This is a genomic window from Marinomonas spartinae (assembly GCF_900089775.1).
Lineage (GTDB): Bacteria > Pseudomonadota > Gammaproteobacteria > Pseudomonadales > Marinomonadaceae > Marinomonas > Marinomonas spartinae.
Genome location: NZ_FLOB01000001.1, coordinates 395,703 through 422,521, shown reverse-complemented (window position 1 = coordinate 422,521; position 26,819 = coordinate 395,703). Strand labels below are relative to the sequence as shown.

Genomic DNA, 26,819 nt, shown 5'->3' with positions numbered 1-26,819 from the left:
CTGCCTTCTGCCTAAGATGTCGTCTTTTGCTGATGGAAAGCGAACATATCATCAAGCGAGTGGGCATAATAGTCGGCCGTGTGCTTGCCAAGACGCCCTAGTTGCCAGTTGTCTTCAATAAAGCGCAGTACCGACCCTTGATCCAACATCTTATGCTCCACATAGTTATGTTTTGCCAAAGGAGACACGATTAAAAAGGGTAAGCGTGGCCCGTAACCCAAGCCGATCATGCCTCTGGGTGCCTTCGGTGGCGTAATGTGATCATACCAACCATCTGAATTATTCCAAACCAACATCACCGCCGTATTTGACCATTGAGGGCTCTTTTGCAAGCGAGTAATGAGGGTTTGTAGGAAGGTTTGTTCATCCAAAGGCGACGAGCTACCCACATGACCATTTTGACCCGTTTTGGGGATGACAAAACTCACTGCTGGCAACTGCTGGTTGCGAAGTGCCGTCCAAAATAAAGACAAGTCATATTGATGATTTGCTTGGTCACTCAAGCCAATCGTCTTATCGGATAACGGTGGCAAATGGTGAGGGTTGGCCGTTGATTTGAAATATTGAAAGGGTTCATTGCTTGGTATGTAGTCTGGTTCAATAGAACCTTGCTGATTCAAAGAACGAGAAGCCATCACAGCACGGCCTGACACATGAGACGTTGGTGCAAAGCCACCCACAAACGCCCCCCAACTCACCTTATGTTGGTTCAGCAAGTCGCCAATGTTGGCCCGCGTCAAATGCACCAAACCTCGCCCTGAGCTGCCATCATCATAGAGAGGGTAATTATTACCGATCAGATCATCATGGTAGTCCACACCTGGCACTCTTTTCGGTAAGACGCCTTTGGTTCCTCCAGCGATTTCATTAATCAGACCCGAAGCCGTCGAGGAATAATCACTGGCAAAAAAATGATCGGCTAGGGCGTAGTGCTGAGCGTACTCCCACAAAGCGTGAACCGTATTGCCATCGTAATAGCCCATAACAGATTGCGGGAAACAACCATCATCATTGATACTGTTACTTGGCGCTTCACTGTCCAACCAAATAAACATGTTGTTTTGACCATGGTTGTAAGAAGCTTTTTGCGCCAAAGGCCCATATCCTAAATCACAGGTTGGCTCTGCCGGCGCTAAGCGAAAAGGGTTAGTCAGATTAGGGTTGTGAGTCATGACTTGTTTCGTAAAACCCGCCACTTTGGGTGTATCCGCCTTTGCATGAAACGCCACTTCACCTGGTTTGTTTTCTGCAATGGGATAGCGCCCAAAATAGCGATCAAAACTTTCATCTTGAAGCATTACCACAACCACGTGTTTCACTGGGGTAGTTGGCACCTGTTGAATCGATGCACTGTGTGCCATTGCACTCAATAAACCGATTGATAAGGAGAGAATATGTCTAATAGCCACCGTTTTTTCCTGTTCCAAAAAAGTCGAATTGATAATGACGTACAAACGGTTTCCACCAAGGAAACACCCCAGGCCCTGCGTTTTTAGCGAGGAATAGGCCATTGGCAGGTGGCGGGGAGTATTCGTTTGTCACAAAGTAGTGCCCAGGTCCATCCAGCTTTATATTACGGCCATAATGGGTGCCGCCTTGGGCCACCATGGGCAAATAATCTGCTTCATAACGCCAGTTGCTATTGGCTTTGGTCAGAATAAAATGAATCTTTAGTCCAGGAATCCAGTCTGTCGCTGGAAAACCCTGCGGATTGCCTGGTAGAGCGTGCACATCGGTTTCCAAATGTATGTCAGCGTGCTTGGGAGACCCCGCCATTTTCGGCGACATGATAATCCCTTGGATATAGCTGGCCCCCACTTTCATACCATTGATACCAACATCGGGGCCGAAGACCACATCCAATGCCCACACTCGCATACTTAAACAAAGGCACAAAGCCAGCAAACAATATCGCATCATGATGTTGCTCCTTTATGTATCTTACCCTGTGAATCCAGAGAGAAGGAGTAAGTTAAATCAAATGGTTTCCACCAAGGCGCTACACCGGTTGCTTTATCGATATGACGATAAAAGCCATTTGCCCTAGGGGATTGATAATGCACCGTCCACTGATATTGACCCGCCCCATCCAATACGGTGGCTTGGCCATACTCAGGGCCAGTTTGTGTGAGACGCATCGGCGCAATGAAGGATTGGTGCCAAGAGGTTCCCACCTTCTTTACCTCAAACGTCACCTTACAAAAAGGGATAAAATCATTGGTGATATAACCATTGGGATTATATGCATTGGCCTTAGAACGGCTCCACAAAACCAGCTTCTTGCCTTCTAAACGCACGCCACTGGAAAGATTCATTCCATCTTTATCCATTGAGGCCAATGTCGTATTCACCACCTCTTCAGCTTGTGCCGTGACACTTATCATACACACGCTCAATAACCCACAAAAAACAATACATCGCATAATCTGATCCATTTAATGAAACAGTAAAGTTGGAAAAATACTCCACAGGGTGGCAGCAGACAGCAATGCACACCCGATCAAGAGCAAACCGTTTAATAGTATTCGACAAGCCAAACTCACATTCTGAGCCGCTGTCCAACGCCATGCACTCACCCCATTGAACAGCAGCGCCATTACCAACAACCCCAGCTCCAAAAACATCACATCATTGCCAACCACCTGTTTTAGAGTGGCGAATAACGTACTGCCTAGGCCAAGCAAAATGCATAACATCGCCATCGGCGCAAACTGATAGCCAAAGGCCGCCATGCGCTGGCTTCGGCGACTCTGATTAGCATGAAAAGCATAACTCGCTAGCCAAGAGCACAGTAGCAAAGGCACTGCCAGTAAAAGCGCAAAGCCCAACATGAATCCGCTAATTGAAAAGAAATCGAGCCACAGGTAATGCTGATTCAAGGCCGCATTTTGATTCATTAACCAGCTAGGCCCAGCTTGCAACCAGCCATACCAGTGCTGAGATAGGGCAAATTGACCTAGGGCTTGTCGAAAAGACACATACAGCGGGGTCTGAGCCCATACAAATCCAGCCACCGCCAACCCTGGCGCAAGCCAAATAAACCAAAGTTCAGACAAACAGGGAGCGTGACGATCAATCTTAATGATTTCTGTACCAAGCTGGCGTATCTGGACGGTCAAGCCGCCTTTAGACTCCGGGTTCACACATCGAGCACACTTAATACAGTGACGAGCGGTTTGTTTGCTCGCCAGATCAATACTGGTTGGGCATAAGCCGTTATCACGATACCCTTCGCTGAGGTGAGGACTCTGACCCTTTGCTTGTTTGCGAACCAGATTGACCACCCCTAAGCGGGAAAATACCCCAAGAATGGAACCAATAGGGCACAAGTGACGACACCAAACACGCCGACCTTGTTTGTGTTCACTGCCAAATAACAAACCGCATCCGACTGCCAGGGCGAAAATAAGCGCAAACAGCAACAGAGCGGCCCGTAAATCGTCGCGAACATCCAAGGTTTGCGCCCAAATCGTTACCCAAATAAAGCTCATGGCGGTCGTCATTGGGTGCTTGATAAAACTGGGGATTGGAAAACGAGCACCAATATGACTGAACCACTCACTCATGGCGCCCAGTGGACACAAGATGCCACACCACAAACGCCCCACCAGCAATACCGACAATAACGTGCCGGGATACCATATCGCCCACAACACCCACTCACTAAAAAGCTGGCCATTATTCCACGGTGTTTGCCAGTGATATTGAGGAACGGCTCCAAACAAGGGGAGGACAAGCAAGCAAACCAGTCCAATCAGCATGAACACTTGCCAGTAAAGACTACGACGACCAAGCCGAACTAGGCCTTTGTCTAGCCAACGCTCTAGACGCGCTTTTTGACTCATCCTCATAGCTCCCAATCTTTCATTCGAAAAACCGTTAAATCACCTTATCAACAAAAAAACGAAACGAGTGTATGACTCGCTTCGTCTGCCAAGCTTATCCTTGCTACGGTTGGTATCTTAAGAAGACACTTCACCTGTTTTCGGGTTAAGCATCAGTGCATGGGCTCTATGACCATGGCCAAAGTGCAACATGTGATCCAAGGTACCTGAATGGGCATCCATAGAATGGCCTGCTCGACCTAGTCTCCAGTTGTCTTCGATAAAGCGCATAATCGAACTTTGGTCGGTCACACTGTGATCGACAAAGTTTTGTTTCGCATAAGGAGAAATCACCAATAAAGGCAAACGAGGACCATAACCATGACGACCCGTTACATTAGCAAAGTGGTTTTTAGGTGGCATGACATGATCGTAGTAACCATCGGAATCGTCATAAGCAATGACAATTAAGGTGTCTTTCCAAGTTGGCAGTTTTTCAAGACGGTTAATCGTGTTGACCAAGAAACGCTGCTCATCCAATGGATTTGAATAACCAGCATGACCATCTTCAATGCCTTTCGCTTTCAAGAAAGCCACCGCTGGAAGATGACCCGAATCCGCCGCTTTCCAGAAAGTTTTCAAGCTGTACTGGTGATTTGCTTGGTCGGTTTTACCTACCTTAGCAATGCTAGAAGGCGGTAAGTGGTGAGGGTTAGCAGTGGATTGAAAGTATTGGAACGGTTCATGGTGAGGAATGTAATCCCCTTTCACACCACCGAATTCATTGGTACTTTTCGCACCGCACACAGCAAAGCCATTTTGGTAACTGGTTGGATCAAATCCCCCTTCGAACCAGCCCCAAGTGACGTGTTTCTTATTCAACAAATCACCAATGTTTTTCCCCGTCAATACCACACGTTTGTGAGGATCGACCACAGTTAAATTTGTTTCAAATTTTTTCGCATCAGCGGCGTCTTTATAAGCACAATCGTCTAAGCGAGGGTTATCATCGCTCACAAGATTGCCCCCTTCTACGCCTGGCAGAGTTTTCTCAATAACAGGACCAGTACGACCCGCCACCAAGTTTAATGCCCCAGGGCTAGATGGACCAAAGATGGTGCCATAAGAGTTATCGCTCATCGCAAAGTGTTGTGCATAGTTCCACAACGCCGTTACGCTATTACCATCGTAATACCCCATCACCTGACGCTGGCCAACTTTGGAATATTTGTCCCCGGTTTTTTCATAAAACTGGTTCATCAAACCACCGTTGTAAGCATCTTGTTCCGCTTCATAACCGTGGTCTTGGTCAAATGGCTCTTGGTTGCGTGGCAGCAAGAATGGATTAAGCGCGTTAGGATTATGTTTTAGCAACTGCTCCGTTAACGTGTTCACCGCAGGCGTGTTGGCTTTGGCGTGGAAAGCAGGCTCTCCTTTTGGATTGGTCGCATGGGGGTAAGTACCAAAGTAGTGATCAAAAGATACGTTTTCTTGGAAGATCACGACGACGTGCTTAATCGGTGTTTTCGTATGGTGAGACATACTGGACGCATGGGCCACAGTAGATAAACACAAAGGCAGAGCGAGTGCAGTGCATGCACTTAACAACGATGGTTTGAGCAAACTCATTGAACGACCCTCTGATAGGCAAAGATGATTGATAGACAATACAAATGAGAGTAAGTAGAAATACTTACTTGGAAGTGAGACTAGAGAGGATAAATGACAGTATCATGTCATAAATATGACCTCACGCCAGCTTACAGTTAACTTACCATTAACCGAAAAAAACATGACGCTAGGCCTATTTATATACACTTTGTAAATGATTCTTATGTTTTTTTGACTATTAACCTTCAATCAATAGACGTCTTGCCTAGGATATTTTCTCTTGCCTTAGTCCTTTTTATACACCACTTTAAAAGCTAATAGTTGCGTTACTTCCGATGCATTGAAATTATTATCAGAGATGAGAACCAGTGTTCGTTGACCATTTGCTAATTTGGGACCAAATGTGATGCCTTCAATGTTATCGAGCTTCGGCAAATGTTTGTCATCATTCAAATTCAACAACAAATGTTTTTTCATCGGCTGATATTGTCCCGGCACCAAGGTTTTTGCTCCAATAACGTTGGTCGCATTATCAATATCCGCCTGATAGATGCGAATATAATCATGATAGTGACCTGCGGCATCCTGAATACCAGAGCGCTCCACGACCAATAACTGTTGGCTGTTCAACGCCAAAATTTCTGACACACCATTGTCTGCATGCTTACCAGGCCCAGGCTTTGCTGGCAACGGATCAATCGGATACACATATTCACCGATCACATCCCCCAGCTCGTCATAACGAATCACTCGAGAATACGCGCCCTTCGTCAAAGAAGGCAATGAACCATCTTGCTTTAAAGGGGCCTCCATCGCGGCAAAGTACATTTTTCCATTGGGTGTAAAACTACTCCCTTCCAACGCAAGATTATCGCGAAAGCCCACTTTACTATTGTGCGGATCATAGCGGTAAGCTTGGGGGATTGGTAATTTTTCAAGGTAATGACCGTCCATATAGGCATCGCGAATAAACGGATTCATCCCCAGAGAGCGATCCCCTTCACTGGTATATCGAAAGCCCATTGTGAAGGGATTAAAACGAATAGACTCAAAATCCGGCACCACGCCTTTATGGTTTTTCTCATAGACTTTCTTGCTCGGATAAAGGGTATCATTTGGCTGATAAAGCGAAATCATTTTGGTTAACGTCATCGGGCCGACTTTGTCTTCGGTAATCGACATGTTTCCCAAATAGGCTCGGGCAGGGCCTTTACTCGCTCGGTCATCGCTGATCATCAACCATTGCTTACGATCCGCACTGTAATCAATCCCTGATAAACCACCCACTAAGACATGATCAAATTTGGTGTCATTAGGAATAATGTATTCCCCAATATAATCCAGTCGAGTGATGGGAAAATTAGCTGAATTGTCATCCAACACAGAGTCGGTATTAGAAGCAGCCTCTGCGGTGAGTGACATGCAGCCTAGCAGCAAACATGCCGCTATATACGATTGTTTCATTTGTACTCCTTTCACTCTTACTCTTTTATGGATATTTCTCATTCTCAATAATGTGTACTTGCCACTATCGACGGGCACATAGTGACTCATAACAAATAGTGACTCATAAATAGAGACATGCAACAGCGCTGACTGTCAGTATCCAACAACGCCTATTCATCACTGGATCTGCGCTTTTCGAACCGCCTCTTTAAACTCTTCGGTCTGCCTTAATGCGGCTAAAATACGCTCGTACAGCCAATTCAAGTGCCAAGGCAAACGACGCTTCACATCCAGTAATAACACCACCCGAGTCGATGGGGTGAAGTTAGACGCACCATGAGGGAAAGCATCGTCCCACAGCAGTCCGCTCCCTTCGGTTAAATCCACACGCTGACCATCAATCGTAAGAAAGCACTCACCAGAGTCCACAAACAAGGGTAAGTGATAACGCATCACCCCTTTATTTGGCCCTTTGTGAATGGGGACATCTTTTCCTGCTTCCATGCAGGAAATCAACGCACTACTAATGGTCTGGTCATTCTCGCGTACCAACCGTATCAGAGTCGGACTGATGGACTCATTCATGTACACGCCATACATTTTGACAATGGCTGTTTTCCATTTATGGGAGTCGGTATTGGCAATATCGTATTGATGGGCGTCAACTTGGCTAAACTCTGGAACCTGCTGCCATTTCGACTCTAGATAATGCCCAACCTCCTCTCTAATCTGTTGCCAGCTGTCTTCAAATGCCTGACCTTGCGGAAACAGTTGCGATTTATCCAGTATCGGCTCATTACGAATCCATAACCTGAAATACTTATCAACACAAAAAGCCAGCACACGTTTCATAGCCATCCCCCGGTTACGTCCTTCAACGACTTAGACTAGTCCTAAATCATTACCGTTTTTTGAGACTCACTATCGACTGTTGATCATCAATCACGGCTCTAACAATGCTTTCCACTAAGTCATATTGTTTTGCTGGTACCTGTCGGACTTTTAAAATAAGTTCACGATCCACCACCATACTATGGCCTTTAAAGTGATAGCTCGCCACATAATCACCAACAGAATTACGCACATTCACGTTCGGTGGTAAATGCTTAAAGTGATAGCCCTTAGGCGGCGTGAGGGTAAAATGCCAATGCAAGTCTTTAGGCTGCAGCATCACAGGATAACGACGTACTGTATCTTCCCCTAAATATTGCTGTGGTGCATCTTGAGGGGCGAAGTCTGGCATATCCGGCAAGACAAATGCACGTGTTGCCACATGCAAGGCTTTACGCGATACCCAATCCATCGAGAACCTAAAAGGCACATCTAAATTATGTGGATCGGTCGTTTTCATATGCCCAAACCCATAGTGAGGTAACACAGACAATGCCTGCTTCATCGCATCTTGCCGGTTCTCTTTATTCGATAACTGGTAGCGTAAATAAGACTCCAGTATAGGCGACATGGTGACGTACGCTTTGCCTTTAATAGTGCCATCGCGACTGACCTTAATGTCGCCATTAGTGACAAAACGGGCCTCTTTAGGGGTCACTTTAGGCGTACGAGTCAGTTTTGGATGCTTGCCTACTAACAGAACTTGCTTATTACGTAAGCCATAATCCAACACCCCAAACGGGGCAGTTTGGTCCGTCGGGTTAGCGTATAAGTCAAACTCTGGTAAATAGATAATCATATGGTTAAACGCCTCTACAGAAGGCGCGGGCCAATCCACATTACGGTTACTCCAATTAATAATCGCGGGATCCGACTTAATGCCTTTTGCGGTTAATAAAGCCTGTAATAACACGACATGGTCTTTGCAATCGCCATAACCATTTTCCAGCACTTGACTGGCGCTATGGGGAATCCAGCTCGAATTAGCGGTTAAATACATCGCCACATAGCGAATGTTTTTCGTCACCCAGTCGTATAACGCGCGAGCCGCTGCTTTACCTTGTTTGCCTTGGGTAATGTGATTCGCTAGTGCCTGAATTTCCGGTGTGACAACCGCCTTGTCAGCGGATAAATGATAATAATCTTTTGCTAACTCAAGGTAGTTGGTAATGGTCGATACACTCAACAAGGGACTCAGATCCAATGGGTTAGGCATATGGTTCTCGTACAATGAAGGAGAAGCCCCACGCATATGATATTGCCCCTTGATCACACGACGGTCTCCTTCGATCTTATTGGTGTATTGAAAACCATTCTGAGCGCCGACACTCAAAGGTAGGGAGGCTGGAGCATCTAGCGTCACATAGACATCGCCGTTATGAAAAATACCGGCCGAAAACGCATCACTATAACCTAGTTTATAGGCCTTAAAGGTGGTGACCTTCACCTCCGCATGCACTTTAGAGCCGATTTTTACTTGTGGAAACAATATGGTTGCCGTCTTAGTAGAAACAAAACCTGGTGCATTTTGTGCCGCCGCACTAGGGCGAATTAAGACTCGGCTAGCAGGTACATTGATTTTTTGGCCATCAGGCTGAAGTACCCAAGCACTTAACAGTTTATAGGTTTGATTATGTGGATCAAAGGTGGTCGAAAACTGCCCTGCATCTCCTATATCTGTCGCCCTTAATACCGTTCGATCAAACGTCGTTACATCCGAATAAGTCTTATCTTTATGTAAGTGCACTACGTCATGAATCTGGTACTCTGATGGCTTTGCACTCGCCACGGCAGGTAAACTGCCCCAAGCAAATATCAAAAACAGGCCTAACGTCGTCACTCGATGGAATCTCAGCATATATCTCTCTACTCACTTATTTACTCAGCGACCGCGGGTACTCTTTGGTAGCACAATCACGGCATCTAGATAAAGCACAATCGTGCTTAAACAAATGTATCCGCTTGACTGGCAAAAAGCCTCTTTTAAAAAACGGCGAACAATACTCTTCCTTTTTTATAGCATTTCTTTTGCTTATATAGACATGCAGAACAATAAACTGACGAAAGTTGACGACTTATTGTGACGCTCTTTTATGACACATTCGACGATTCAAGAACGCTTCGACAGATTTTGTTGCGGCATCAAAAAGCCTTGTTTGAAGTAGTCTCGAATGGCATTCATTGCAGGCGTAAATACCTTATCCCGTCGCCAAGCAAGGCCCACACTCATAGGTAACACAGCATCATCCAGCAATCGCGTTTCGATACGTCGACCTTCCAAGGACCAAGGGCGATAAACCAAATCCGATAAAATCGCCACACCTAACCCATTGGCAACCATGCTTCTGACCGACTCAACCGAAGAGGTGCGCAAAATAATATTGGGCTCAAGTTGTTTGCGTTTCCAGTAGCGCATGGCACTTTGATCGGCTTCGTCTACGGTCAGCATGATAAAAGGCTCTTTGACAATGTCTTCCAAGACCAAATCCGTTTTACTGCTAAATGGGTGGTTACTGGGCATCCAAAGTCGCCTTTCAGAGACAAATAGGCGTTCTGATTTAATGTCTGGGTGAGTCAGGTTATCCGTTAATACCACCGCCATATCAATAGAATCATCCGCAAGGCGAGCTTCGATATTCACCCGCTCATACTCAAACAACTCCATGGCGATATTCGGGTACCACTGGGACAAACGCTGCAAATGGTAAGGCAAAAAATACCCTTGTACGGTATAACTGGCGGCAAGGCGCACTTTCCCTTCGGCATCATCATCGGTATGAGGTAGATTTAGCGCTTCATCGACACTGCGTAAGACTTGATAGGCGTGATTTAAAAAATGTCGCCCTCGATCCGTCAGGCTGACACCTTGCGTACTGCGTAAAAAGAGTTCTACCCCTAATAAATCTTCCAAATCACGAATCGCTGTCGTAACCGCCGACTGAGAGATATTAAGGTGAATTGCCGCCTGGGAAACCTGACCAATTTCAGCGGTGGCCACAAAATATCTTAGCTGTCTGATCGTAAGCGCCATCGCCCATCCACCTTATATCTGTTTTTTAGATACTACCCTATCAAAAAATAGATCTTTTTAAACACCAAGTTTCATTTATATATTTATACCCGTGGTGCATTTAAACAGTTTTCGCAAACTATCAAAGCAAGTGAATTGATCTCTTATAACCCCCTCCCAGCCCCTTAGTAAGTGGGAGGAGTCAGTTACTGAGGCATTTCCAGTTCTCCCCTTATTTAAGCGGAGATTTACGGCTTTGCTTGAGAATTCTCAGGCCATTAGTTCCCTCCCCTTATTTAAGGGGAGGGTTAGGGAGGGGTTTTCATTTTGTCATGCAGCAAATGCACCACGGGTTATTTAACACTTAAAAAAAACAGAAAGGACAGTTTGATGAGATCAGTAGACCTCAATTCGGATATGGGAGAAGGTTTTGGCCCTTGGACCATTGGCGATGGTGTTGATGAATACATCATGCCATTAATCAGCTCTGCCAACATCGCCACTGGATTTCATGCCGGTGACTCGACCACGATGGCTCAGACCGTCAAAATGGCAGCACAGTATGGGGTGTCCATTGGCGCCCATCCGGGCTTTCGGGATCTAGTGGGCTTTGGCCGACGTCATATGATGGCCTCAGCAGACGAGTTGGTGAACGACATCCTCTATCAAGTTGGCGCATTACGTGAAATTGCTAAGTTGCATGGTCTCACCTTGCAACATGTCAAACCCCATGGAGCGCTTTACATGCATGTGGCACGCAATGACGAGATCGCAGAACTTTTGGTGGAAAAACTGCACACGCTGTCACCAGAACTGATGCTGTATGCGATGCATGGTTCGAATGTTCATAAGGTGGCCAAACGGGTAGGTCATCCCGTGGTCTGTGAATTTTATGCAGATCGTGACTACGACCTTTCTGGTTCCATTGTCTTCACCCGCCGTGTTGACGCGTTGGACCCAGAACAGGTTGCCCAAAAAGTCCTCCGAGCCTGCCAAGAAGGCAAAGTCTACACGGTTGAAGGCAAAGATATCTCAATCGAATTCGACTCAATTTGTATTCACAGTGATACCCCCGGTGCCCTAGCGCTGGTGGAAGCGACTTATAAGGCATTGCACGAAGCGGGGATACACATTCGCTCACCAAGCCGATCATAGCGAGGTTAAGCATTTAAAATAGAAGGTTTTTGACGCATTTTTAAAACAGAAAAGATTCTTATAAAAGAACAATATAATCATTCAAGAGGAACAAAACATGGCTACCCTAGACATTATTTCCCCCCTCCCCGGCGTCTTTTATCGTCGCCCATCACCGGAGTCTGACGTCTTTGTTAACGAAGGAGATCAGGTAGAAAACACGACGGTGATAGGGCTAATCGAGGTGATGAAACAGTTTTCTGATCTCACTGCCGACGCCCAAGGTACCTTAATCCGCTTCTGCGTGGACGATTCTGAGCCCGTTGAGCCAGGTCAAGTCGTCGCCATTATTGAGATCCAGGAGTGATGTGTCCCATGAACTTTTCTGATCACAGACTGCTGATTGCTAATCGTGGCGAAATCGCCGTGAGAATTATTCATGCAGCCCAAGCGTTAGGTATCCGAACCCTTGCCGTTTGCAGCGAAGCCGATAAATTATCCTTACCCGCCACGCTAGCGGACGAGGTCATGGTCATCGGTCCGGCCCGTGCTGACCAGAGCTATTTAAAGGCAGAACTTATTCTTGAAGCGGCCAAACAAATGAATGCCACAGCCATTCACCCAGGGTATGGCTTTTTATCTGAAAATGCCGATTTCGCTCAAGCCGTGGTGGACGCTGGCTTAATTTTCGTTGGGCCTGATGCCCATACCATTCGCCAAATGGGCGATAAAGCCTGCGCACGCACCACCGCCCAAGCGGCTGGCATCCCAGTCGTTCCCGGTTCCGATGGCGAAATAGACTCATTAGAAGGCGCCATTGCCGCAGCGCAAACCGTCGGTTTCCCTCTGCTTATCAAAGCCTCTGCTGGTGGCGGTGGTCGCGGTATTCGAATTGCTCGTGATGCCAACGAACTGGCAAAAGAATTCATCATCGCACAAAGTGAGGCCAAAGCCGCCTTTGGTTCTGGTGCTGTCTATTTAGAACGCTTTATTGAAAAAGCACGCCATATTGAAGTGCAAATACTGGGCGATGGTGAGCATTCCATTCATTTATATGAACGGGAATGCTCCTTACAACGTCGACGTCAGAAAGTGTTTGAAGAGGCGCCTTCTCCTGCTTTATCGTCAACGATCCGTGAGCAATTGTGCCAAAAGGCCGCCAAGCTGGCGCAAGCACTTCATTATAAGGGGGCGGGCACCTTAGAATTTCTCTACGATGATACAAGCGAAGCGTTTTTCTTCATTGAAATGAACACGCGTATTCAAGTGGAGCATCCTGTCACCGAAGCCATTACTGGGGTCGATTTAGTGCAATGGATGATCAAAGTCGCCCTCGGTGAATCCTTGTCTATTCAACAGGATGACATAACAATCAACGGCTCAGCCATTGAAATGCGAATTAACGCAGAAAACCCGGCAAAAGGCTTTTTCCCAAGCCCTGGTCGCCTAACGCATTTGCAATGGCCGGTTGGTGAAGGTATTCGTATCGACACTCATCTGTTTGATGGCTACCTCATCCCACCGTATTACGATTCGCTGTTAGCTAAGGTCATTATTCATGGTCAAACACGTCAACAAGCCTTTGAACGGGCGATAACCGCACTCAATGAGACGCAAATAGAAGGCGTACTCACCACCATGCCTTTGCATAAAGCATTACTGCAAGATCCCGCCATAAAAACAGCGGACTTTGATACCGGCACACTGGAAGTGTGGTTGCCAGAAAACCTTCATAAACTGATTGAAAAGGAGAAGGACGATGCTCTCACAACCCATTAGATATACCTTTGGCGGTGATGAACAACTGTTTGCCGAGATATCTGAATCTATGTCGTTACCGGCTTTTTTCAAAAGTCTGGGCATGGTGCAAGCCATTGAAGCACAACGCATTGACGGCATTTTAGATGTCTGTCTTGCCAATGCGTCCTTCCAAGTACGATTTAATCCGGATGTGATTCATCCAGACATCTTGCTTGCTAAAGTAAAAGCCTTAGAAAGCATGGCACAAGATCATAGCAAACAACGCTTAGACACCCGTATTGTGGAAATTCCCGTGCTTTATAACGATCCTTGGACCCATGAAACCCTCATGCGCTTCCGTGATCGCCATCAAGATCCCAATTCAACCGATCTAGAGTATGCGGCGCGCATCAATGGTCTTAAAGACGTACAAGCCTTTATCGATGCCCACTGCGGCTCGCCTTGGTTTGTGTCTATGGTGGGTTTTGTCGCAGGACTCCCCTTTATGTTTCAAATGGTCGAACAGGCGAAGCAACTTGAAGTCCCCAAATATTTAAGTCCACGCACCGATACCCCAAAACAAACCCTTGGCCACGGTGGCTGTTTTGGCTGTATTTATTCCGCTCGCGGAGCCGGTGGCTATCAAATGTTCGGCGTGACACCGGCGCCCATTTACGACCCACAGCAAACCTTATCCTATTTAAAAGACTCCATGGTGTTTTTCCGTACGGGCGACATTGTTCAGTTTAACCCCATAGACAGAGCGGAATACGACAGGATTCTAGAGGAAGTCGAAAACGGTACCTTTGCGCCAAAAACTCAAGCCTTTACCTTTGATTTACAAGATTATCAGGCTGATCCTGAACAGTACAAGAAAACCATGATGGAGGTGCTTTATGTCGATTAATGTCATCAAACCTGGCCTGGCCACCGCCATCCAAGATAAAGGTCGCGAAGGTTACTATCATCTAGGTATTCCCCCTTCTGGCGCGATGGATAAATACTCTATGACGCTCGCAAATTTATTGGTCAATAACAATGAAGGGGATGCCGTACTGGAATGTGCCTTGCTCGGCCCAGAGCTGCTTTTCCAACAGGATGCCATCGTCGCCGTGTGTGGGGCTCGCATGTCCCCCAAAGTCGATGGCGCCGTCATGCCATTAGATACCTCACTTTTGATCAAAGCAGGACAAACATTGAGCTTTGCTTATCCAACTGCAGGCGCACGAGCTTACCTAGCCGTGGCAGGGGGCATTGATGTACCTATGACCCTTGGAAGTCGCGCAACTTACACCCTTGGTGCCTTGGGAGGTTATCAAGGTCGTCGGCTAGAAGCTGGGGATGAGTTGCCGATTGGCAAGCCGAAAAAAGCAGCAAAAGAAGGCCAACACCTTCCCACAGAATGCATTCCCCCAATTGAGAAGGAAATGCCCTTACGCATGATAACAGGCATGTATATTCATCGCTTAACAGATGATGCCGTAGAACGCTTCTTTGAAGACACTTGGACGGTTGGCAGCGAAGCCGATCGCATTGGCTATCGTTTCAAAGGTGGACGGGCGATGGAGTTCAAGCCTCGTCAGCAGCCTTTTGGCGCGGGCTCCGATCCTTCCAATATCGTTGATGCTTGCTATCCCATTGGCTCGATTCAAATTCCAGCAGGCAAAGAGCCCATTGTGTTACATCGGGACGCCGTTTCCGGCGGTGGTTATGCCACCATCGGTACGGTCATCAGTGCAGACATGGATCTAATCGGCCAGATGCAACCCAACTACAAAACACGCTTTGTTCCGGTCAACATGGCTGAGGCGTTAGAAGCCCGTCAGTTAAAACAGCAACAACTCGATAAGGTGCGCCATTACTTAAAAATATAAACCGTTTAAACAGATAGCGGCTTAAACGAGCAATAACAATAAAGCGGCGTGGATCACTCATCTTCTAATAATCAAACAGAGTGATTCTGCGTCTTCTTCCCAAACCGGCTTTTCTCCCATGATGCTGACAATCGATCAGTGTCACGGGAGCGTTTGAGCCAAAAAAACCAGAAAACAACACAAAAAATCATAATACTCACAATGAGGAACACAAAATGGCCAGTTTAGTTCAGCAAGAATCGACTCAAGATGCCTCCAACCTCCCCGTGCCAGAAGGCGCCAGAATGGGGGCACTTTCTCTTACTATGGCGTGGTGGGCGGTCTGCAGCGCGATATTTTATATTGTGGTTGGAGCGTCCTTAGCCATGAGCTATGGCGCGAAGAACGCCATCATAGGTATGGTGCTGTCTGTCATCAGCTACGGCATCATCAATGGTATTATCAGTCGTTACGCGATCAAAGAAGGTTTGTCCGTGGCCTTGTTCTCACGGCGACTATTTGGCTCTGCTGGCGCCTCCCTTGCCACGCTTATTTTCTTCTCTACCGCGATCTATTATGCGGTATTTGAAGGCTCTGTTATCGCCGTTGCCATGAACAAGATGTTCCCATGGTTAGATTACAAATGGGCCGCCTTGATCGTTGTGGTTTACAGCGTCTTGTTGATTTTCGGCAGTGTGCAGAAGTGGTTAGATAAATTTAATGGCGTCCTCTTACCCTTTTATATCATAGGGTTGATCGCTGCGGTGGTGGTCTCCATTAGCGAATATGGCTATCAGGCTAACTGGATCAACTTAGGGTCAGCTAACGCAACACCATTTGGTTGGTGGAACTGCTTCACTTATTACATGGGCGTTTGGGTATTAATGCTATTCACCTTTGACTACGCGCGCTTTGGTAAGCCAAAAGACAGCTCTTACCATGCTCGTTATAACTTCGGTATGCCTTTTTATCTGATCACTTTTTTGGTGAATGGGATTGTAGGTATCTACCTTATTGCCAGCATCCCACAAGATGCTGCCTTAAGCGAAGTCTCTGTGGTGCTGTCTATCATTAAGCTATTGGGAATTTGGGGGCTATTGTTTGTGTGGGTGACGCAAACCCGTATTAACACCGCGAACTATTACCTAGCCACTGTAAATATGCAGGCCTTTTTCGATAACATCTTACGCATCAAAGCCCCTAAGTTGGTGTGGTCTCTTGTGGTTGGTGCGGTGGTGTATGTTTTGATGCTATCCAATGTCTTTTCTTACATTTTGCAAGCACTTGCTTATCAAGGTGTGTTCGTCGTCGCTTGGGTTGGTGTTGCCTTGGCGCATATTTTATTTAAGAGTCACAACGATATGAAGGCTGAAAGCAACCATTTGAACCTTGTCGGTTTGATTGCCTGGTTACTAAGCACCGTGGTCGGTATTCTGATTATGCATTCTGATATTGCCTCATTTGCCGCCCCCGCGACCTTTATTGTATCTCTTGGTTTTTACTCCTTCGCGAAACAAAAAAGCATCACGCCAACCCACTCCAATGCTTAACATGCCAGCATAAGAAAGCCCCAATGAAGAGAGTTCATTGGGGCTTTTTGAGTTAGTTGTCAGTCTTAGGCGCTTACAACCAACCACGGTGTTTAAAGTACCAATAAGGCGCAAAGCCTGAACACACCATTAATCCTAACGCCGCAGGATACCCATAGGTCCAGTTTAATTCAGGCATAATATGGAAGTTCATCCCATAAATACTCGCCACCAAGGTAGGAGGTAAGAACACAACCGATGCGATAGAGAAAATTTTGATGATCTTGTTCTGTTCAATGTTGATGAAGCCTTGTGTCGAGTTCATTAAGAAATTAATTTTATCGAACAGAAAGGTTGTGTGAGACATCAAGGTCTCCACATCTCGCATTATTTCACGCAGAGTTTCTGAATATTCATGGCGATTACGAAGATGGCGCAATAAGAAAGAAATATCACGCTGGGTATCCATCAAACACAAACGAATCTTTCCGTTACTGTCTTCCAGTTTAGCCAGTTTTTCAATGATGCTATCCAGCTCACTTTCGTTTTCTTCCAAAACAAGGTGACTGACGCCTTCTAATTGCCGGTGTAAATCTTCCAAAGTATCGGCATGGTTCTCTACTTTATTTTCAAATAGCGTAACTAATAATTGCGCAGGAGAATCCACCGCAATCTGTCCACGACGAGCTCGCATGCGTAATAACCGGAAGTCAGCGACTTCGCTTTCACGAATCGTGATTAAACGATCATCTTGCAAAATACAAGCAACAGTAGAGGTTTTATGACGGCCTTCTGTTTGATTTAAAAACAAAGAGTGAACGTGAATACCGGCTTGATCAACAAAACAGCGAGCGGATGCCTCAATCTCCTCGACATCGTCAGATTCAGGTAAATCCGTACTCAAGATAGCTTGCAGTTGTAAACGCTCATCATCATCAGGTTCTGCCGCATCAATCCAGTCTGCTTCTTGTTGTAACGTGGCAAAATTATCATCTTCTTTAGGAATTTCTTGAATCAAGCCGTTGTTGATTTTAAAAAATCTTAGCATACGTTTACCTCGGTATAATCGATACCTTATTTCTGTCAAGCCGTATTATTCAGTGCGTTTATCTGCAAAGTATAAAGACGGAAAATGCGTATTTTATGACGGCGTTGCACTATCCATGTGATCTACGGCGTCTGATTAGAAAGATGCCGTGCATCATACTGCTGACATCCTAGGCCGTCACTCATTAATCAAGCGAAGCGGAGAAAAAAGATCAAAAGCATCATCACCTTTCAATAAACTGTGATTATACCTATGTTGGATGACACTTCTAATACGAATGTCATTAAATAAGACGCAAAGGTACGATAAAGTAATCATGACAACACATCAGCACAGGAGTTGATGCTTCCAGACACTTTATAGTAGGGGGGGAGGGACTCCGTTTTCAGTCACTCAGACTCAACTAAAAGGCGTAGCTCATCCTGTAGCTCCTCAATTCGTTCTACTAAAATGTGCTGCTGTGAATCTGGCACCTGAGAAATATCTTGCAAGGATATTTCTTCCAAGTCGTTAAGCAATTGCAGTAACTGTTCCATGTATTCACTTCTCCTTGCTCGTTCTTAAAAATCCTCTATAAATTACCCTAGATCCCCGCTACTAACCTGTATAAATCGAGACAAAAATGCACTCTTTTGTAAAAATAGTCCCTAGGAGCTCAAGACGCTAGCAAAGGGGAAAAATAACCCTTCTCGGCGTTATTAATGCGTAATATAAGAGACAAAATCACAAGAAAAACACGCTATCTTGTCGGCCACAGAGAACGTACACATGGAAAGACTTGAGATGGAGTTTTTTGCAAAAAAACAGCCCCACTTTCGACTTAGTCGTCGTTGCCTTGGGATAAAGGCAAGACGCCTTTATTTTGCGGACTGACATATAATTGTCATGTCTTTCTTTTTAACTGCGTTTTCATTCTCATCGTTTTGAAATTTTTAAGGAGCCACCATGGCACTGGCCTTTTTCGATCTTGATAATACCTTAGTCGCAGGCGATACCGCCCAAGCCTTTGCGGAATACATCGCCGCGAGCGACCTGCCGACACCAGACGACTTCCTAGCCATTAATCTTGCTTACATGGCTGAGTATGATGCTGGCACCCTAAACCTTGAAGACTACATGCGTTACACCTTATCGCCTTTGTTTATTCTAGACACGGAACAACGGGCCACATTAATCCATCAGTTTATTCAAGACGTCGTGAAAACGATGGCGCTTCCTAAAGCTTTCGATCTGTTAGCCCAACATAAGCAAGACGGTGACGAACTTATCATTATCTCCGCCACGGGCACCCATTTGGTCGCCCCTATTGCCGCTTATCTTGGTGTTAAGCACAGCCTTGGTGTTGATCTCGAATATCAAGACGAACGCATCACAGGGGCGCTCGTTGGTACCCCCACATTTCGCGAAGGCAAAGTCATCCGCGCCGAACAATGGGCCAAAGACAATGGCCACACCATGGACAACATCTACTTCTACAGCGACTCCCACAACGATCTACCACTGCTAGAAAAAGCGCATTTTCCCATCGCAGTCGACCCCGATCCGACCCTAGAAAAAATCGCTACCGAACGTGGCTGGAAAGTAATTAGCTTGCGTTAGAAAGTGAACCATTAAATAGCCTCGAATTGACTTGCTAACCAAAGCTACTTAGTATTTTTCATCTATGGCATATACAAGGAAAGTAAAGTGACAAAACAATATGCAGAAATCCCAATGCCAACAAGACCAAGTGACCCTACACCACTTGAGATGGCAATTTATAATTATGAGTTAAAAGCTCGTAACTTTCATAATTCAAAAAACGTGCAAGTATCAGTCTATGAGACATCCGAAGAAAAAGCTAAACGACTTTTGAAGATTGACCAAGATTGGAACCATCTGAAGTTAGAACGCAGAAAAATAGCAATACAAGCTAGGTTACAAGAGGAGTTAGAACGATACCGCTCAGAAAATCGTGAGAAATCAATAAAAGAATTATCCTATGAGTCCCATCACCCAACCAGAAAGTTAGCAAAAAATCTCTTTGCAGTCGGAGAACCTAAGCCAACGACAATGCATGAGCCCCATCATATTATTCCAGGAAAGGGCCGACACCTAAAAATGCTGATGGTACAGTGCCGATTAAACTTGCATGCTTACGGTATTGGAATTAATGATCCTACCAATGGTATTTGGTTACGTAATTTTGCAAAAAACAAACCTGATGATTGGGCCACTCCAGATTCACCATCTCATAGACCATTACATACACAAAAATATGAACAATGGATTGCTGACTTTTTCTCAAACGACAATTTACCCGAAGGTGTATTTACAAAACGGTTAAGTAAGGTGAAGAGAGATCTTAGAAATGGTACTCACCCATCAAATATTTTAAATACATAAAACTAGAGAAGTAATACCTATGTCCGTTTATAGAATAAAATACTCTGAAGACAGTTTTGAGATAATTGATCTTGATATGTTTGCCTTTGCCGACATTATTGGAGATGAAGATTTAACTCTAGTACGAAGTCAACCAAGAACAAATGAGTCACTAAAGTCACGCTGGAAAAGTGTCAAATGCAATATAGCAGAGGAATGGAAAAATAAGCCTTTACCAGCTATATCCTATTGGGGAAGCTATCTTATTTTTACTCAAAAAGCCTATGACGTGTTTGCCAATACTCTCGAACCATTTGGAGAGTTTTTACCCTTACTTGCAGAAGATAATCAGCTATACATCTACAATTGCCTTACATTTGTAAGTGAAGATGAAACTCAATGCATTCGATCCTATGAGGATGGCTACCCTATAGGCTTCAAATCATTAGCCTTTGAAAACAGTGACCTTAAAGACAAACAGGTCTTTAAATCCAAGCTTTTTGGCACACACTCTCTCTTCGCAACAGAAAGTTTTAAGTCTCTCTTTACCCAACAGAGCATGACGGGAATCACCTTTGATACAGACTTAGTCAGCCCTTTCTAACGCTCTTAGACCTCTATTAAGCCTTTTATCTCCAGAAAAAACAGGTAACAATGCAGCATTAGACAATAAAGACATCAAAAGGAGGACAAGGATATGAAACTGATCATCGCCAATAAAAACTATTCGTCTTGGTCATTGCGAGGTTGGATGGCACTAAAAGCATTCAATATTCCATTTGAGGAAATCAAACTTTCTTTATCTACTGAGGCTTTCTACAAAGAGCTTGCCCAATATACACCGATTGGCAAGGTGCCAGTTTTGTTGGATGATGATTTGAGCATATGGGATTCACTCGCCATTTGTGAGTACATCAACGAAACCTACTTAGATGGAAAAGGCTGGCCCACCGATAAACACCTTCGCGCACGGGCTCGCTCTATTGTCGCAGACATGCATTCAGGCTTTTTTGGTATTCGCAACGAAATGCCCATGAACTGCCGAGCAAAACGTCGCGTTGAACTAAGCGATCAAGCCAAAAAAGAGGTGGACACACTCGATCGTGTTTGGACTGAGTTGAGACAACATAACACTCCAAATGGCCCCTATTTATTTGGCGAATTCAGCTTGGCTGATGCCTTCTTTGCCCCGGTTATCTTCCGCTTTAAGACTTATGGTATTGAGCTATCGGATGCAGCTCGCGACTATCAACAAACCATGTTAGCTCATCCAGCAATGAAGTCATGGCTAGAAGACTCTGTTATCGAAACCGATATCGTCGAAGCGGGTGAAGCTGGCGAGCCCGTTTAACCCTTCAATAAAAAAACACCCTGCTTTCGCTAAGAAAACAGGATGTTTATGTCTTTACCTAAGAGCTAAGAAGCGTTTACCTCAGCAAATGACTTAATCAAACCGAAAGCTAGAGGCCGTCCAACCACCAAAGATCCCTTCATCGTGGTAAACACAGCTTGCTTCGCCCTTTTCAGCAGCGCCAAGGGCGACCATCAAGGGAATCAAATGATCTTCTCTTGGATGACAAATCCTTGCGTACGGTGCTTTGTCCCAATCAACTACTCTTGCGCTGCGCTCTGTTGGTGTGGCGTCTAGCAAGGTTTCTTGTAACCAGGCATCAAAAGCATTGGATGGTTTAATGGCTTGCGGGCCTCTTAATCCAAGGTTATGAAAACTCAAGCCACTGCCGACAATTAAAATGCCTTCTTCGCGCAGAGGCGCTAATGCACGGCCCAAAGCCAAATGTTCTTCAGGATCTAGGTTCGATTTGAGAGAAAGCTGAATAAGTGGCATATCCGCTTCAGGATACATCACTGCCATAGGAGCAAACGCACCATGATCGAAGCCTTTTTTATCATCTAGATCCACAGGAAAACCAGCATTTTCTATGAGCTCAGCAACACGAGCGGCAACGTCTGGCGCACCAGGAGCCTGATATTTCACTTCATAGGTATGGGCTGGAAAGCCGTAATAGTCATATTCCATCCCAGGTGCCGGGTTAGATTGCACGCCAAAGGTTTGGCGCTCCCAATGCCCGGAAATCATCAATATCGCTTTTGGCTTTTCAGGCAACTGCTTTGTCATATTCACCAATGACGTTTCAAGATTGATGAACATAGCTCGCATGTCTGGGATATAAGGCCAAGGGCCGCCGCCATGAGAAATAAAATAAGTCGGTAACATACTGTGACACCTCATAAAACTTTCTATTAAGTAATGATGCGCCGACTCGATATTAATCGCTTAACATTAATCATATGAGGGCGCTTATCAGATAGGAAGAGTCTAGGTCTCGTACTCGAGTCAATCAACAAGCAAATTTTTAGCATTGCCTTCTAAAAATTTGAACACTCAAACCATTCGTTTGGTTATTTGTCTCAAGCCATCTCTCTAAAACGGCTTGCAACACCTCGACGGACATCATCCGCCAAGGTCATCACGTCCCTCATAAACCAATACGTTATTCGGTTTTCTCATAGCAAAAAACACGTAATCGATGCCCATCAAGATCCGTGACAGTAAACGTGAGACCAAAATCCATCTCTGTCGGTGCCTGAAGGATATTCACCCCAAGAGCTTGCCACTTGGAGTACTGAGCCTGTAATGCTGAGACACCTGATAGCATAAAAGCCACTTCCATCGCACCACCCTGTGACGCGTCTACGGTAGGCTGCACCTCTGACCTCGCCCATAGGCCAAATTTATTCCCCACATCACTGACAAAAAGTGCAAAACCATCGCTCATTTCAACAGGTTCTCGCTCTAACAGGGGGCGATAAAAATCCACGCTGCGGAACACATTGTCTACATACAAAATACTAAAATTGGAAAGCTCCATGTTGATTCTCCTCTTTATCAATAATGATATTCGCGATCTAGAGCAATCTCGCCCCGTCACGTATCGGGTTACTGCCCGATGTCCTAAAGAATAAAGGGAGGGTATGTCAGAAACTGTCAGCAGAAATGTTTAAATCGATGAATTAGGAAGCATTCAAAGTCGCGCGCCAATTTTTCAACAGCACATAACGCGGCGTTTTGTAGCGGTTTTCCTCTAACTGACAAGCAAGAATTCGGTCTGTTCGAAAATGACGAATCGCTTGTCGTAGTTCGCACCAAGCCACCAGCACACGGACGCCATCAAAATACCCCAGTGCAAAGGGCCAAACACGCCGCTCGGATTGGTTGTCTTTTAGGTCACGGTAGACAATAGACAGAATACGTTCATCTCGGATCGCTCGACGAATATCCGCCATATTGACGGAGTCTATTAGCAGCTCTTTACTTGGGCCGATCAATAGTGAGGTATCGTCTAGGGTATTTTTTAATTCAATCGGTAAGACGGCCGCAATTTTATTAAGCGCACTTTTCGCCCCCTTGCTTAATTGAGAGTCCGCTCGGCCACTAACCCAGCGAGCACCTAGCACCAATGCTTCAACCTCTTCTTCCGTAAACATTAAAGGGGGTAATAAAAACCCTGCACGCAACACATATCCCATGCCCGCCTCCCCCTCAATATTGGCCCCTTGTGATTGTAAAGTGGCAATATCTCGATACAAAGTTCGAAGACTAATACCTAATGTTTCGGCAAGGTCTTTACCTGCCACCGGATAACGATGACTACGTAGCAATTCAATAAGGGTAATTAAACGCTGGGCACGAACCATTTAAAAACCTCAAGTTAGCATTTAATACGGATAGTACTTTATCATTAAAACAAATCTTTCTGGTTAACTATCAACCGCTAATAGAAAATCATTTTCATCGATTTAGACAGCCAAGATAGCGTTTTATGGTTCTAAATTGTGTCACAATTAATTATTTTCACTTTCCAATTGAAAATCTCTTGTCATGACTTATCACTTTCCACCCACTTTCTTCCATGGGTTTTACAAGATCAGTGTTAGGGAAGTGCCTATTCAGTAAAGCCCCCGTCATGATTGCGATACAGCGCGTGCAGTGCTGGTTTTTTGTGCAATTTAAGGGGGCTTTTCAGCCACTCAAAACAAGCCTAATGTAGATAACAGATCGACAACACACACAAACGGTTTGAAAGAAAAAATCGAAAGAAAAACAAACTCTAATACTCTCTAATCAATAAGGGTTAATCAGGAGATACATTATGTCTATATTATTTAGTAAACGAACTCTTTTTAGTGGCATCATTGCAGCATCATCTTTATCTACCATGGCTTTTGCCGCGCAACCACAACAAGGCTTTACAGTTACACCTAGCATCGGCCATTATCACTTTGATAACGATACACACATTGATGATAATACCGCTTACTCATTAGGACTAGGTTATCAGTTTAATAATCCTTGGGGAGTTGAGTTCAATTACCTCAATGCTAATAGCAAAAAAAATGGTAATAAGGTCGATGTGAACCAATATCGCTTGGACGGTATCTATAATATTGAGCAATTTAGTACGACAAAACTCACTCCTTACCTTGCCGCCGGTATTGGTGCAGTAAAATATGATAAAGGAATCGATACAACTCATACTCAAGTTAACGTGGGTGGTGGTGTCAAGTATGCGCTAGCACAAAACGTAGCCTTGCGTGGTGACTTCCGTCTTGTTGAAGATACCAATAGCAACAAACTGGATAATGTTACTTCTCTAGGTGTTCAGTATACCTTTGGTGGCCCATCTCATGCGTCTACTATGAGCGATTCATCAGATAGCGATTCGGCATACTCTGAGCCAACGACGACGACTGCTGCAATGGAGCAATCGTCTTCGGATACACAACCCGCACAATCACAACCGAATGTGGCTGCAACCGCCAATTCTGACCAGTCTGCGGCAATGGATAACCAACCAGTTAAACAAAGCACAGTAGATGATTCGACAGCAAATACGGATCAAACAGCAGCGGCGGCCGATACCACAGATAAAGCTAAGGCATCCTCAGCGCTTGCGGCGAAGCCAGATCAAGTGGAAGTTAAGTTTGCGACAAACTCTGTGGCAGTACCACAAAGCGTGTACCCAAAATTACAGAAAATAGCGACTTATATGCAAGCTAATCCAGATACAAGTGTCACTATCAAAGGTTACACAGATAACACTGGTACCAAAGCTTACAATGTGAAGCTATCTGAAAAACGTGCTCTTGCAGTAGGACAAGTATTATCCAGCACCTTTAATATTCCACAAAGCCGAATTTCGACTGTTGGTTATGGTGAAGCTCAGCCTGTAGTACCAAATGACACGCCAGCACATCGCGAACAAAACCGTCGTGTTATTGCTGTCGTAGTTGACTCAGCGCAATAAGCTTTTATGTTCAACACAATCTATCCTATGGATTGTGACGGTTAAATTGCATTCCTTCGGCCCAATAGCTATCTATTGGGCCTTTTTTTATTTAAAGAGAAGCGTTTATAACGTACATACTAGTACCAAACTTTCCACACAGAACATCCTTAATCGTCTTAGTCCAATCACAATATTTTAGGGCGAATTTTAAGTGAAAAAAAAATGTAATAGTTTTCATCTTTACTGACCGAATCGGCCTAAAAAAATTCGTTTTTTCTTAATCAAATCAACTATTTTTCTACCGAATCAGTCAATCTAGTGTCATGATTGCACAAGCTTAGTTTACTTCCCATTTTTTGCGTATTTAGGCAGGGGTTTTCAGCCAGAAAAAATCCAGTATCGTAGTGGACATGACCGGACAACATTTTGTTCATAAGGAGAAAACATGTCTATTGCACTTAATAAACGTACTATTTTTGGCAGTATTATTCTTGCGTCTTCTTTATCTACACTGGCTTACGCTCAGCCACAAGAAGGCTTCACGGTAACACCAAGTGTTGGCTATATGCATACGGATACGGATTTACACCTTAAAGACAACGCATCCTACTCCCTTGGCTTAGGTTACCAATTTAATAACCCATTTGGTGTAGAAGCGGTTTTCTTACATTCAAACCAAAAACCTAGTGGTGGTGGTACTCACCAAGATGTTGACCAATACCGTCTCGATGGTATCTACAACTTGCCTACACTACAAAGTGTGAATCTAACACCTTATGTGGCAGCAGGCGTTGGCAGTACTAAGTATGGTAAGCATTCTGACTACGACAATGTCGATGTCAACGCAGGTGGCGGTGTGAAGTACGCTGTAAATAAAGATTTGGCCGTTCGTGCGGATTTCCGTCTTGTTAAAGACGTGGACGCAGGTCACCTTAATAACGTGACTTCTGTCGGTGTTCAGTACACCTTTGGCGCACCAGTGAAGCCTGTCACATCAGGTGACTCTTCCAGTTCTAGTAACACAAGCTACTAAGCGCCAATGTCGAATGAACACGTTTTT

Annotated in this window: 26 protein-coding genes; 12 read left to right on the top strand and 14 right to left on the bottom strand. The window is 45.1% G+C overall.

The features are described 5' to 3' along the window. Window positions 1–11: 11 nt before the first annotated feature. From MSP8886_RS01870 to MSP8886_RS01830, 9 genes are all read right to left on the bottom strand, one after another. Window positions 12–1,409 carry an alkaline phosphatase family protein gene (locus MSP8886_RS01870; protein ID WP_175365242.1) on the bottom strand — a complete coding sequence of 466 codons (1,398 nt, stop codon included), beginning with the start codon at window positions 1,407–1,409 and terminating at the stop codon, window positions 12–14. After that, window positions 1,399–1,920 (bottom strand): iron transporter, encoded by a 522-nt coding sequence (locus MSP8886_RS01865; RefSeq protein ID WP_083200714.1) that lies wholly within the window; start codon window positions 1,918–1,920, stop codon window positions 1,399–1,401. Before MSP8886_RS01865 ends, MSP8886_RS01870 begins: the two co-directional genes overlap by 11 nt. After that, entirely contained in the window at window positions 1,917–2,384 is a 468-nt protein-coding gene (locus tag MSP8886_RS01860; protein WP_175365241.1) for an iron transporter, read from the bottom strand. Before MSP8886_RS01860 ends, MSP8886_RS01865 begins: the two co-directional genes overlap by 4 nt. A 51-nt stretch (window positions 2,385–2,435) precedes the next feature. After that, window positions 2,436–3,845: a 4Fe-4S binding protein gene (locus MSP8886_RS01855; RefSeq protein ID WP_067012121.1), complete on the bottom strand. Its 1,410-nt coding sequence runs from the start codon at window positions 3,843–3,845 to the stop codon at window positions 2,436–2,438. A gap of 117 nt (window positions 3,846–3,962) precedes the next feature. After that, window positions 3,963–5,453 carry an alkaline phosphatase family protein gene (locus MSP8886_RS01850; protein ID WP_067012119.1) on the bottom strand — a complete coding sequence of 497 codons (1,491 nt, stop codon included), beginning with the start codon at window positions 5,451–5,453 and terminating at the stop codon, window positions 3,963–3,965. Between the two features lie 267 nt (window positions 5,454–5,720). Then, window positions 5,721–6,899, bottom strand: a complete 1,179-nt coding sequence (locus tag MSP8886_RS01845) for an esterase-like activity of phytase family protein (protein ID WP_067012117.1) — start codon at window positions 6,897–6,899, stop codon at window positions 5,721–5,723. Between the two features lie 159 nt (window positions 6,900–7,058). Beyond that, entirely contained in the window at window positions 7,059–7,733 is a 675-nt protein-coding gene (locus MSP8886_RS01840) for an aspartyl/asparaginyl beta-hydroxylase domain-containing protein (protein WP_175365240.1), read from the bottom strand. A 49-nt stretch (window positions 7,734–7,782) separates the two neighbouring features. After that, complete coding sequence (locus MSP8886_RS01835) at window positions 7,783–9,630, bottom strand: DUF3857 domain-containing transglutaminase family protein (protein ID WP_067012113.1); 1,848 nt, start codon at window positions 9,628–9,630, stop codon at window positions 7,783–7,785. Window positions 9,631–9,882: 252 nt separating this feature from the next. After that, a complete protein-coding gene (locus tag MSP8886_RS01830) occupies window positions 9,883–10,803 on the bottom strand; it encodes a LysR family transcriptional regulator (protein WP_067012111.1) in 921 nt (306 codons plus the stop codon). Window positions 10,804–11,172: 369 nt separating this feature from the next. Here MSP8886_RS01830 and MSP8886_RS01825 point away from each other — a divergent pair, with 369 nt between their 5' ends. From MSP8886_RS01825 to MSP8886_RS01800, 6 genes are all read left to right on the top strand, one after another. Beyond that, complete coding sequence (locus MSP8886_RS01825) at window positions 11,173–11,937, top strand: 5-oxoprolinase subunit PxpA (protein ID WP_067012109.1); 765 nt, start codon at window positions 11,173–11,175, stop codon at window positions 11,935–11,937. Window positions 11,938–12,034: 97 nt separating this feature from the next. Next, window positions 12,035–12,283: an acetyl-CoA carboxylase gene (locus tag MSP8886_RS01820; protein WP_067012107.1), complete on the top strand. Its 249-nt coding sequence runs from the start codon at window positions 12,035–12,037 to the stop codon at window positions 12,281–12,283. 8 nt (window positions 12,284–12,291) lie between these two features. Further along, window positions 12,292–13,695 (top strand): acetyl-CoA carboxylase biotin carboxylase subunit, encoded by a 1,404-nt coding sequence (locus MSP8886_RS01815; protein ID WP_067012105.1) that lies wholly within the window; start codon window positions 12,292–12,294, stop codon window positions 13,693–13,695. After that, on the top strand, window positions 13,676–14,563 hold the full coding sequence (locus MSP8886_RS01810; protein WP_067012103.1) for a 5-oxoprolinase subunit B family protein: 888 nt from the start codon (window positions 13,676–13,678) through the stop codon (window positions 14,561–14,563). The genes MSP8886_RS01815 and MSP8886_RS01810 overlap by 20 nt, the downstream gene beginning before the upstream one ends. After that, window positions 14,553–15,530: a 5-oxoprolinase subunit C family protein gene (locus MSP8886_RS01805; RefSeq protein WP_067012101.1), complete on the top strand. Its 978-nt coding sequence runs from the start codon at window positions 14,553–14,555 to the stop codon at window positions 15,528–15,530. The genes MSP8886_RS01810 and MSP8886_RS01805 overlap by 11 nt, the downstream gene beginning before the upstream one ends. 215 nt (window positions 15,531–15,745) lie before the next feature. After that, the gene (locus MSP8886_RS01800; RefSeq protein WP_067012099.1) at window positions 15,746–17,059 is read left to right on the top strand and encodes a purine-cytosine permease family protein; all 1,314 of its coding nucleotides are present in this window, start codon (window positions 15,746–15,748) and stop codon (window positions 17,057–17,059) included. A 73-nt stretch (window positions 17,060–17,132) separates the two neighbouring features. Here the strand turns inward: MSP8886_RS01800 and corA are convergent, their stop codons facing one another. Together corA and MSP8886_RS22230 are read right to left on the bottom strand one after the other, a co-directional pair. Beyond that, window positions 17,133–18,086, bottom strand: coding sequence for a magnesium/cobalt transporter CorA (gene corA, locus MSP8886_RS01795; protein ID WP_067012097.1), 954 nt, complete (start codon window positions 18,084–18,086; stop codon window positions 17,133–17,135). Window positions 18,087–18,475: 389 nt separating this feature from the next. Next, window positions 18,476–18,622, bottom strand: a complete 147-nt coding sequence (locus MSP8886_RS22230) for a hypothetical protein (protein ID WP_175365239.1) — start codon at window positions 18,620–18,622, stop codon at window positions 18,476–18,478. A gap of 409 nt (window positions 18,623–19,031) precedes the next feature. On the opposite strand from MSP8886_RS22230, the gene MSP8886_RS01790 reads away from it, so the two are divergent. From MSP8886_RS01790 to MSP8886_RS01775, 4 genes are all read left to right on the top strand, one after another. Further along, entirely contained in the window at window positions 19,032–19,685 is a 654-nt protein-coding gene (locus MSP8886_RS01790; protein WP_067012095.1) for an HAD family hydrolase, read from the top strand. Between the two features lie 87 nt (window positions 19,686–19,772). Continuing rightward, complete coding sequence (locus MSP8886_RS01785) at window positions 19,773–20,471, top strand: AHH domain-containing protein (protein ID WP_217491198.1); 699 nt, start codon at window positions 19,773–19,775, stop codon at window positions 20,469–20,471. 76 nt (window positions 20,472–20,547) lie between these two features. Next, a complete protein-coding gene (locus MSP8886_RS01780) occupies window positions 20,548–21,054 on the top strand; it encodes a hypothetical protein (RefSeq protein WP_139063067.1) in 507 nt (168 codons plus the stop codon). Window positions 21,055–21,147: 93 nt separating this feature from the next. Then, window positions 21,148–21,801, top strand: coding sequence for a glutathione S-transferase family protein (locus tag MSP8886_RS01775; RefSeq protein ID WP_067012091.1), 654 nt, complete (start codon window positions 21,148–21,150; stop codon window positions 21,799–21,801). A gap of 93 nt (window positions 21,802–21,894) precedes the next feature. On the opposite strand, the gene MSP8886_RS01770 is transcribed toward MSP8886_RS01775, so the two are convergent. The 3 genes from MSP8886_RS01770 to MSP8886_RS01760 form a co-directional block, all read right to left on the bottom strand. Then, entirely contained in the window at window positions 21,895–22,686 is a 792-nt protein-coding gene (locus MSP8886_RS01770; protein ID WP_083200711.1) for a DODA-type extradiol aromatic ring-opening family dioxygenase, read from the bottom strand. A 277-nt stretch (window positions 22,687–22,963) separates the two neighbouring features. After that, window positions 22,964–23,341 (bottom strand): VOC family protein, encoded by a 378-nt coding sequence (locus MSP8886_RS01765; protein WP_067012087.1) that lies wholly within the window; start codon window positions 23,339–23,341, stop codon window positions 22,964–22,966. Window positions 23,342–23,483: 142 nt separating this feature from the next. Continuing rightward, the gene (locus tag MSP8886_RS01760; RefSeq protein WP_067012085.1) at window positions 23,484–24,167 is read right to left on the bottom strand and encodes a helix-turn-helix transcriptional regulator; all 684 of its coding nucleotides are present in this window, start codon (window positions 24,165–24,167) and stop codon (window positions 23,484–23,486) included. 455 nt (window positions 24,168–24,622) lie between these two features. Here MSP8886_RS01760 and MSP8886_RS01755 point away from each other — a divergent pair, with 455 nt between their 5' ends. Both MSP8886_RS01755 and MSP8886_RS01750 read left to right on the top strand, forming a co-directional pair. Beyond that, window positions 24,623–25,777 carry an OmpA family protein gene (locus tag MSP8886_RS01755; RefSeq protein ID WP_067012083.1) on the top strand — a complete coding sequence of 385 codons (1,155 nt, stop codon included), beginning with the start codon at window positions 24,623–24,625 and terminating at the stop codon, window positions 25,775–25,777. A 427-nt stretch (window positions 25,778–26,204) separates the two neighbouring features. Continuing rightward, the gene (locus MSP8886_RS01750) at window positions 26,205–26,792 is read left to right on the top strand and encodes a porin family protein (RefSeq protein ID WP_067012081.1); all 588 of its coding nucleotides are present in this window, start codon (window positions 26,205–26,207) and stop codon (window positions 26,790–26,792) included. Window positions 26,793–26,819 lie beyond the last annotated feature (27 nt).

Bases quoted from the DNA above. Each gene is read 5' to 3' on its own strand.
- MSP8886_RS01865 (WP_083200714.1), bottom strand. From the start codon at position 1,920: ATGATGCGATATTGTTTGCTGGCTTTGTGCCTTTGTTTAAGTATGCGA.
- MSP8886_RS01860 (WP_175365241.1), bottom strand. From the start codon at position 2,384: ATGATAAGTGTCACGGCACAAGCTGAAGAGGTGGTGAATACGACATTG.
- MSP8886_RS01855 (WP_067012121.1), bottom strand. From the start codon at position 3,845: ATGAGTCAAAAAGCGCGTCTAGAGCGTTGGCTAGACAAAGGCCTAGTT.
- MSP8886_RS01850 (WP_067012119.1), bottom strand. From the start codon at position 5,453: ATGAGTTTGCTCAAACCATCGTTGTTAAGTGCATGCACTGCACTCGCT.
- MSP8886_RS01845 (WP_067012117.1), bottom strand. From the start codon at position 6,899: ATGAAACAATCGTATATAGCGGCATGTTTGCTGCTAGGCTGCATGTCA.
- MSP8886_RS01840 (WP_175365240.1), bottom strand. From the start codon at position 7,733: ATGAAACGTGTGCTGGCTTTTTGTGTTGATAAGTATTTCAGGTTATGG.
- MSP8886_RS01835 (WP_067012113.1), bottom strand. From the start codon at position 9,630: ATGCTGAGATTCCATCGAGTGACGACGTTAGGCCTGTTTTTGATATTT.
- MSP8886_RS01830 (WP_067012111.1), bottom strand. From the start codon at position 10,803: ATGGCGCTTACGATCAGACAGCTAAGATATTTTGTGGCCACCGCTGAA.
- MSP8886_RS01825 (WP_067012109.1), top strand. From the start codon at position 11,173: ATGAGATCAGTAGACCTCAATTCGGATATGGGAGAAGGTTTTGGCCCT.
- MSP8886_RS01820 (WP_067012107.1), top strand. From the start codon at position 12,035: ATGGCTACCCTAGACATTATTTCCCCCCTCCCCGGCGTCTTTTATCGT.
- MSP8886_RS01815 (WP_067012105.1), top strand. From the start codon at position 12,292: ATGAACTTTTCTGATCACAGACTGCTGATTGCTAATCGTGGCGAAATC.
- MSP8886_RS01810 (WP_067012103.1), top strand. From the start codon at position 13,676: ATGCTCTCACAACCCATTAGATATACCTTTGGCGGTGATGAACAACTG.
- MSP8886_RS01805 (WP_067012101.1), top strand. From the start codon at position 14,553: ATGTCGATTAATGTCATCAAACCTGGCCTGGCCACCGCCATCCAAGAT.
- MSP8886_RS01800 (WP_067012099.1), top strand. From the start codon at position 15,746: ATGGCCAGTTTAGTTCAGCAAGAATCGACTCAAGATGCCTCCAACCTC.
- corA (WP_067012097.1), bottom strand. From the start codon at position 18,086: ATGCTAAGATTTTTTAAAATCAACAACGGCTTGATTCAAGAAATTCCT.
- MSP8886_RS22230 (WP_175365239.1), bottom strand. From the start codon at position 18,622: ATGGAACAGTTACTGCAATTGCTTAACGACTTGGAAGAAATATCCTTG.
- MSP8886_RS01790 (WP_067012095.1), top strand. From the start codon at position 19,032: ATGGCACTGGCCTTTTTCGATCTTGATAATACCTTAGTCGCAGGCGAT.
- MSP8886_RS01780 (WP_139063067.1), top strand. From the start codon at position 20,548: ATGTTTGCCTTTGCCGACATTATTGGAGATGAAGATTTAACTCTAGTA.
- MSP8886_RS01775 (WP_067012091.1), top strand. From the start codon at position 21,148: ATGAAACTGATCATCGCCAATAAAAACTATTCGTCTTGGTCATTGCGA.
- MSP8886_RS01770 (WP_083200711.1), bottom strand. From the start codon at position 22,686: ATGTTACCGACTTATTTTATTTCTCATGGCGGCGGCCCTTGGCCTTAT.
- MSP8886_RS01765 (WP_067012087.1), bottom strand. From the start codon at position 23,341: ATGGAGCTTTCCAATTTTAGTATTTTGTATGTAGACAATGTGTTCCGC.
- MSP8886_RS01760 (WP_067012085.1), bottom strand. From the start codon at position 24,167: ATGGTTCGTGCCCAGCGTTTAATTACCCTTATTGAATTGCTACGTAGT.
- MSP8886_RS01755 (WP_067012083.1), top strand. From the start codon at position 24,623: ATGTCTATATTATTTAGTAAACGAACTCTTTTTAGTGGCATCATTGCA.
- MSP8886_RS01750 (WP_067012081.1), top strand. From the start codon at position 26,205: ATGTCTATTGCACTTAATAAACGTACTATTTTTGGCAGTATTATTCTT.